This window comes from Bradyrhizobium sp. STM 3809 (assembly GCF_000239795.1).
Lineage (GTDB): Bacteria > Pseudomonadota > Alphaproteobacteria > Rhizobiales > Xanthobacteraceae > Bradyrhizobium.
Genome location: NZ_CAFJ01000599.1, coordinates 1 through 5,357, shown reverse-complemented (window position 1 = coordinate 5,357; position 5,357 = coordinate 1). Strand labels below are relative to the sequence as shown.

Annotated in this window: 5 protein-coding genes; 4 read left to right on the top strand and 1 reads right to left on the bottom strand. The window is 58.0% G+C overall.

Annotation, left to right across the window (positions count from 1 at the left end):
* Window positions 1-284 precede the first annotated feature (284 nt).
* On the top strand, window positions 285-764 hold the full coding sequence (locus BRAS3809_RS27145) for a GNAT family N-acetyltransferase (RefSeq protein ID WP_170323339.1): 480 nt from the start codon (window positions 285-287) through the stop codon (window positions 762-764).
* Between the two features lie 237 nt (window positions 765-1,001).
* Here the strand turns inward: BRAS3809_RS27145 and BRAS3809_RS35190 are convergent, their stop codons facing one another.
* The gene (locus tag BRAS3809_RS35190) at window positions 1,002-1,694 is read right to left on the bottom strand and encodes a class I SAM-dependent methyltransferase (RefSeq protein ID WP_008965209.1); all 693 of its coding nucleotides are present in this window, start codon (window positions 1,692-1,694) and stop codon (window positions 1,002-1,004) included.
* 559 nt (window positions 1,695-2,253) lie between these two features.
* Between BRAS3809_RS35190 and BRAS3809_RS27140 the strand changes: the two genes are divergently transcribed.
* The 3 genes from BRAS3809_RS27140 to BRAS3809_RS27130 are packed head-to-tail and all read left to right on the top strand — an operon-like array spanning window position 2,254 to window position 5,286.
* Window positions 2,254-3,351: a tyrosine-type recombinase/integrase gene (locus BRAS3809_RS27140; protein WP_240535780.1), complete on the top strand. Its 1,098-nt coding sequence runs from the start codon at window positions 2,254-2,256 to the stop codon at window positions 3,349-3,351.
* A complete protein-coding gene (locus BRAS3809_RS27135) occupies window positions 3,348-4,298 on the top strand; it encodes a tyrosine-type recombinase/integrase (RefSeq protein WP_008965207.1) in 951 nt (316 codons plus the stop codon). Before BRAS3809_RS27140 ends, BRAS3809_RS27135 begins: the two co-directional genes overlap by 4 nt.
* Window positions 4,291-5,286 (top strand): tyrosine-type recombinase/integrase, encoded by a 996-nt coding sequence (locus BRAS3809_RS27130; protein ID WP_008965206.1) that lies wholly within the window; start codon window positions 4,291-4,293, stop codon window positions 5,284-5,286. The genes BRAS3809_RS27135 and BRAS3809_RS27130 overlap by 8 nt, the downstream gene beginning before the upstream one ends.
* The last annotated feature ends 71 nt before the right edge of the window (window positions 5,287-5,357 follow it).

Sequence of the window (5,357 nt, the reverse complement as noted above, 5' to 3'; positions counted from 1 at the left end):
CGGGCGCTGAGGCCGGAGCGGTTTGACTGATCAGCCTCCGCCGCCGCTGGCAATCGGACAGATTATGTCGTGTTGTCGGTTATGTTGCGGACAGCAATCGATATTAGACAGTGGAACGCACAGCCGGCTTTGCCCGCCTCTGCCGACTTGCGCGGTGCAGTAAGTCGGCAGCGCTCTGAGGTACAGGGACCGTGGCGCTAGCGCATTTGGGAAGGTAGCCTTGACCTATTGCAGACCTTCCAAGCGATCACAATATGATACCGCGATCAGCAGAAGGCGGGATCATGGGCGATTATTCAGTTCGACTGGCCAAGCCTGAAGAACAACGTGAGCTGACTCGCCTTTCTGTGCGCGCGACCCTGCATGCGGGACATGACGATGCGTTTGTAGATCGTTCGATCCCTTCGCTAATGATTACCCTGCCGATGATCACCGGAAATTGGGTTCGCGTGGCACAGGACAACTCGGGCAATGTTGTCGGCGTTGTTTGGGTTACGCCCACAGCGCTTCCGGGAATTGCGCTGCTTCAAGGGCTTTACGTCGATCCAGCCCATTGGAAACGTGGGATTGGGCGAACGCTTTTCGAGGCCGCTGTCGCTCAAGCAAGAGAGTTCAAGGCCGGGGCTATCGTGATCAATGCCGAGCCGTCATCCGAGGAATTTTATAAGCGAATGGGAGCCACCAGGATTGGCGAAGTACCGTTCTACTTTTCCCCGGAAACCGTGCTGCCTCTGCTCCTCTATCTCATGCCTCGCGAAACCTAGTGCAACTCTGGTCCGTCTTGCGAATGCTTCTGGCCCTCTCCTTCCGAAGCCGGCATCTGACTGATAGGGAGTCTATTGAGGGGTAAGCTGCCGTTCCTGCCGCTCCAGAGCGACGGTTGAAGATAAACCATAACAGATGTCGACCGACACAGCGACCTTTTTCCCAAACCCGGACCAGATCAAATCCGCCGTAATTGGTAGGGCTAGAAGCAGATATGAGTCAATCTGATCGTCGCGTCATCGAGACACCCATAAAAAAGCTTTGCCAAAAACTGGCTCTGCTTGCCCCGTCTCTCGCATTCTACGGCATTCGTTGATGACGAACTTCGGCAAAAAAATCTTACTTAGCTGTTCCTCACTATAACCAATCCCGCTGCCCAGCCACGGCTTTTCGTAAATTTGACGGTCAGTTAGACCACCTCCTCCTTCAGGAGAGAAACACACCAGCACGAAACTTCCTCCGGGTTTTATTACGGTTGCAACAAGATCGAGATAGCTCCCCCGACGGTGCGGCGCTTGATGATGGAAGCAACCGGAATCATAAACAATATCGTAAGTAGCCGCCTTCAGTATCAGATTGTAAATCGAGTCGTGAATGTAGTTGATCTTGTGACTATTAAGGGGCGCAAATTCAGTCGCCCATTCGATGGCGACGCGTGAGAAATCGACAGCGTCAATTTCGCAATCTTGATCAGCGAAGTATCGCGCGTTTCTGCCGTGCCCACAGCCAAGCTCAAGCGTCTTACCGGATCTCAACGCACCCGAAGCAAACATTTGGACGAGATTCTCGTCCGGCTTTTCGACGAAGAAGGGAATTGGCGTGTTTCGCCGCGAAAATAATGTATCCCACCACTGTCCCTGCCGATCAGCAAGGAATGTGTCGAGCATCGCCAGCAGATCATCCGTCGTTACAATCATGTCGTCCGGCATAAGAACCTCCGCTGCCTGACCAGTTGATCAGTTAGCCGTGGTAGATCTCGTTAATCTTCTATGGCGGAATTTGCCCAGCCAGCAACAACCGAGCCATTCCGCTTCTGGCCCAGCGCTGCCGACTTGAGCGCTGCGGCAAGTCGCCAGCTATCCGAGGCACAGCACCTGATCAAATCACGTAGTCGTCACGCACGCCCGTGGCCCTATGCGGTCCATCGAAAACAGACTGACTCTCACTATGACCAGACGTGGGATCCAGCAATGTTGTTCCTCCAACTCGTCAAAAACCTATGTGCACTAGGCAGCACGGTCATTTGGTGTGAATGGCGGGGATGGCCGTCGGTTAACATAATCTCCCAACGGTAAGCTTTCGGCAAGATCGCGTTTCCATCGATATGGAGACACGATGATGTTTGAAGAAATCTTCTTTCCTCGAACCGCTGAGAGATATCGAGCAGCGCCACTCGTAGAGCCGCGGGAACGATATCTCATTCATCTCAGGAAGGCAGGCGCCAGACGACAGACCTTACGGAAGTGCGCCAATGATCAATTGAGCCTGGTGCGCCTTCTGAAGCTGAAGGAAGGCAGCAAAGTACGCCTATCGCAGATCGAGGCCGTAACCGTAATCTGGTCGCAGCCGAAAGGCCGCAGGTGCGATCGATCAGCCTCAACCAAAGCGAAAGCGCGTTTTGTCACTCACGCGGTTCGATGGATGCGCTTCTTGGGGTGGCTCGACGAACCCGAACGTGAGCACCATCCGCATCACGCAAAAGTCGCGATCTTCGGGAAGTGGCTGCGCCAGGAGCGCGGCCTCTCCACGGCGACCATAGAAGACTATTGCCGCGCCACGGATCGCTTCTTCTGCCGGTTGGCTGAAAAAGATGTTCCCCTGAGCGCCCTCCGGATGACCGACATGGATGATGTCATTGCAGCAGAGCACAAGCGCGGAGCCTGGAATCGTCGAACGATACACGATTACGCCCAGCGCCTTCGCCCGTTCTTTCGGTTTGCCGAGGCACGCGGCTGGTGCGTGCGGGGTATGGCCAGCGGTATCATGCCTCCACGTTTCATGCGGGACGAGGGTTTGCCGAAGGGGCTGAAACGAACCGATGTCCAGCGCCTCTTGGCCACCACAGAAGGCGATCGGCCGGCTGATAAGCGCGATCGCGCGATCCTGATGCTGTTCATCGTTTACGGCCTGCGAGCCGGTGAGGTCGGCGGCTTGCGCCTGGATGATCTCAGCTGGGAGAATGAGATACTCCGGGTCCGCTGTCCCAAGTCGGGGCGGACACACACCTATCCCTTATCCCGAGCGGTAGGAGACGCCATTCTCTGCTACATCCGTGAAGTCCGACCGTCTCGCTTCGGTCGCGCGCTCTTCTTCACAATGCGCGCGCCAATCCGGCCGCTCGAGCGGCGCACTTTGGGAAAAATTGTTAAAGACCGCTTGGCGAGCCTTGGCATCATCACCGGGAAGCGGGGAACGCATGCACTGCGCCATGCAGCAGCCCAGCATCTTCTGGACCAAGGCATGTCGATGAAGGTCATCGGGGATTTTCTTGGACACCGCGACCCGTCCTCCACCGCGGTCTACGCCAAGGTCAATCTCGCTGCGCTTCGCGAGGTGGCGGCCCTCGATCTGGAGGGACTGGTATGACCCTGCGAGAAGCAATCGAGCAATACATCGTCTGGCGGCGAGCCCATGGCGCGAAGTTCACGACCGCGGCGAACCTCCTGCAGCAATTCCTTAGATACGCAGACGGGGATGCAGCCTGCAATGCAGTCACCCTGGCCCAAGTTCTGGCCTTTCTGGCGGGCAAAGGACCGCTGACCCGTCATCGCGAGAATAAATATTACGCCCTAGCCGGCTTTTGGCGCCATGCCCTCAGTCGCGGCCATGCCAGTTGCTCGCCCCTGCCGGAGAACGAACCGAAATCGCCTGTCCGGGCGCCGCCTTACATCTACTCGCGCGAGGAGTTGCGACGGCTCCTTGATCCCACGAATGTGGAGATCTGCCGGCGGGGCGCGGTCCAATTAGACGCGGCGACATTCCGGACTTTGCTTCTCCTGTTATACGGCGCCGGGTTGCGCTTCGGCGAAGCGACGGGACTCACCTTGGCGGACATCGATCTGGCGGAATGTGTTCTGACCATACGCACCACGAAGTTCTATAAGAGTCGTCTGGTTCCGATCGGACCGCAGCTTGCAGCGGTGCTGGCGAGCTATATGCATCTGCGGCGGCGGGGCGGGCTTGCGCAGAGTGAGACTTCCTTCCTTCTCGTGAACCGGGACGGCACGCGGCTCGCCAGCAGCACTGTTCAGGAAGCGTTCGACGCGTTGCGGCGTATCGCAGGGGTCTATGCGACGGCAGGCGGGCGACAGATCCCGCGTTTGCACGATCTCCGTCATAGCTTCGCTGTCCACAGCCTGACCGCCTGGTATCGTCAGGGGGCGGACGTGCAACGGCTGCTGCCGGCTCTTTCCAGCTATCTCGGCCATTCCGATCTTGAGGGTACGAAGGTCTATCTGTCGATGACGCCGGAGCTTCTGCAGCAGGCGGCGCTGCGTTTTGCACGCTATACGGGCGGGGGTGAAAATGCCTGAACTTGTAACCCTCGGTCCATGGCTCCGGCGCTTCCTAGTCGAACATATCGTCACCGAACGCAATCTGGCCCGGAATACCCGGACGAGCTATCGCGACACATTCGGCCTGCTCTTGCCGTTCGCCAGCCGCAAGCTGCACAAGCCCGTGGATCGGCTGGCCGTACGCGATCTCACCTCCGGGCTGGTGCTCCAGTTCCTCGCGTATCTCGAGGAAGATCGCGACTGTTCTATTCGAACTCGCAATCAGCGGCTTGCGGCGATCCGTGCATTTGCCCGCTTCGTCGGCAGCCGGGATCCAGCTCATGTCGAATGGTGCGGCCATATCCGGGCCATCGCATCGAAAAAGTCCATGCCGACACCGGTCGGATGGCTGAGCCGGGCAGAAATGCAAGCCATGCTCGCCGTGCCTGACCGCAAGACAAGGCACGGCCGAAGCGAATACGCGCTGCTGCTCTTCCTTTACAATACCGGCGCACGGGTATCCGAGGCCACGCATCTGAAAGTGCGGGATTTGCAAATCGGGCGCAGCAGCGGCGGGCACGATCTCGCAACCCTGCATGGAAAGGGCGGCAAGACACGCCAGTGCCCGCTGTGGCCGGAGACCGAACGGGCTCTCTCCGAAGAGATCATCGGCCGCACGGCCGAGGATGCCGTGTTCGTCAGCAGGTTAGGCACGCCGTTCACACGCTTCGGAGTCTATCGGTTCATCGAGCGATGCGCGGCCCGAGTGTCGGAGCTGGCTGATAGAACGATAACCCCGCACGTGATCCGGCATACAACGGCCTGCCACCTGGTTCTCGCCGGCGTGGACATCAATACCATCCGCGCCTGGCTTGGACATGTCTCGATCAGCACCACCAACATCTATGCCGAAATAGACCTCACGCTGAAAGCCAACGCCGTAGCTCTTTGCGAAGTCGGGCAGCCACGACCAGGTCGCTCATGGAAGGAGGACAAGGATCTCATGGCCTTTCTGAAATCCTTGTGAGTCAGCAGAGTCATGGCCAGGACGGCCCAGAACCGACATCTGCTAACCCGTCCTGGCGGTTCTCGAGCCCA

Coding starts and splice junctions, on each gene's coding strand:
- BRAS3809_RS27145 (WP_170323339.1), top strand. CDS start 285: ATGGGCGATTATTCAGTTCGACTGGCCAAGCCTGAAGAACAACGTGAG.
- BRAS3809_RS35190 (WP_008965209.1), bottom strand. CDS start 1,694: ATGCCGGACGACATGATTGTAACGACGGATGATCTGCTGGCGATGCTC.
- BRAS3809_RS27135 (WP_008965207.1), top strand. CDS start 3,348: ATGACCCTGCGAGAAGCAATCGAGCAATACATCGTCTGGCGGCGAGCC.
- BRAS3809_RS27130 (WP_008965206.1), top strand. CDS start 4,291: ATGCCTGAACTTGTAACCCTCGGTCCATGGCTCCGGCGCTTCCTAGTC.